The sequence below is a fragment of the Streptomyces sp. NPDC037290 genome, from assembly GCF_055603245.1.
Genome location: NZ_JBVJVZ010000114.1, coordinates 1 through 2,063, shown reverse-complemented (window position 1 = coordinate 2,063; position 2,063 = coordinate 1). Strand labels below are relative to the sequence as shown.

Here is a 2,063-nt window from a genome sequence, read left to right as displayed (position 1 = left end):
GAGTCCTCGTGCACGGCCGCCGCGGCGGCGAGTTGGCCGGCGGTGTGCGCCCCTGCCGTGATGTGGTCGGCGATGCGCAGTGTCGCTGCGACGCGCACGGCCATCGGAGTACCCAGGTTCGCCATCGACCACAGTTCGGCGGCCTTGCCGTCCTCATCGCCCAACACGGCTCTTCCTTCCGGGACATCGGCCTTCGGCCGGTGGGCCACCATCGTGACGCCAAGTCTCGGGCGTCCCATCTTCTGGGTTGCTCAGTCGGACGGCGGGGGCCCGGGGGAAACCGCCCCCCCGCCGTACGGGTCTCGTCGGGCCGGGGTTCAGCCCACGGGCTGGGACGTGCGGTCCTCACGGACGGGGGCCGGCCCCCCGGACGTCTTCGACAGCGCGCCCGGCCACCAGAACCGGGGCCCCAGATCGAGCGCCAGTGCCGGCAGGAGGATCGTCCGGACGAGGAAGGTGTCCAGCAGGATGCCCAGGCCGACCACGACACCCATCTGAGCCATCGGCACCAGCGGTAGCGTGGCGATGACGGCGAACGTGGCGGCCAGGACCACACCGGCGCTGGTGATGACGCCCCCGGTGGTGGTCAGGCCGGTGAGCACGCCCTTGGCATGGCCGTGCAGAGCGACTTCCTCCTTCACACGGTGCATGAGGAAGATGTTGTAGTCGATTCCGAGGGCGACCAGGTACACGAACCCCAGGAGCGGAACCGACCAGTCGACGCCGGCGTGTCCCATCACGTACTCGAAGAGCAGGTTGGATGCTCCCAGGGCCGCGAAGAACGACACGACCACGGTGCCGAGCATGATCAGCGGTCCGGTGACCGAGCGCAGCAGCCAGATCAGGACGAGCAGGACCACGAGCAGGACCGCGGGGACGGTGACCCACAGGTCACGGACCGAGGCACGCTGGGTGTCCAGGCTCTGGGCGGTCGTACCGCCCACCAGGGCGTCCGTGTTGTCCCGCAGGGCATCGATGGTGTCCTTGGCCCCGCTGCTGTCGGGAACGTCCTTGAGCACCACGGACAGCAGGGTCAGCTCTCCGTCGGGAGTGGTGGGGCCGTCCTCGACGGACACCACTCCTTCGGTCCCTTCGGCCGCCCGACGGACCTCGGCCACGTCCGCGCTGGGCGCGACGACGGTGGCGGGGTCGGAGGAGCCGGACGGGTAGTGGGCGGAGATCCGCTCCTGAGCTACGACGGACTCGGGCTTCGTCTGGAGCAGTTCGCTCTGGGTGAGTCCCATGTCGAGCCCGAGGGAGCTGAGGGCGAGAAGCCCCGTCGCGGCCAACGACAGCACCCAGGCGCGGCGCGGCCGGGCGGCCGTGACGGAACCGATGCGCTCCCAGCGGCTGTGGGACGCCGGGGCCTCGGCGGCCGCGGCCGACTCCGCTGTCCAGCGGGGCACGAAGGGCCAGAACACCCAGCGGCCCAGGATGACCAGCAGTGCGGGCAGGATCGTGACCATGGCGAGGAAGGCGCAGACCACGCCGATCGCACCGACCAGGCCCATGGAGCGGGAGGAGTTGACGTCCGCGAGGACCAGGCAGACGAGGCCGATGGCGATGGTGCCGGCCGAGGCCAGGATGGCCGGGCCCGACCGTCGCAGCGCAGTCTTCATGGCGACGTGCCGGTCCTGCTCGCGGCGCAGCTCCTCACGGTAGCGGGCGATGAGCAGCAGGGCGTAGTCGGTGCCGACACCGAACACGAGGACCATCAGGACGCCGGAGCTCTGCGGGTCGACCGGCAGCCCGGCGTACTTGGCGAGCATGTAGGTGCCGACCTGGGTCAGCACGGAGGCGAAGCCGACGGAGAGCAGGGGCAGCAGCCACAGGATGGGGGAGCGGTAGGTGATCAGCAGCAGGATGGCGACCACGAGACCGGTGACCATCATCAGCATGGAGTCGAGGGACTCGAAAGCGCCGGCGGCGTCGGTCGTCGACCCGGCGGGCCCGCCCACCTCGATGGCGACGCCCGGGGGGGCGTTGGCGTCCGCGACATCGCGGACCTTCTTCGTCGTGGCGACGATGTCGGCGTCGCTGATCAGCGGAACGACGACCATGAG

At 70.4% G+C, this 2,063-nt stretch carries 1 protein-coding gene; it reads right to left on the bottom strand.

Annotation, left to right across the window (positions count from 1 at the left end; all coding sequences use genetic code 11):
* Positions 1–317 precede the first annotated feature (317 nt).
* A partial coding sequence (locus ACZ7HQ_RS45205; RefSeq protein WP_471003407.1) for an MMPL family transporter occupies positions 318–2,063 on the bottom strand: 1,746 nt, incomplete at its 5' end.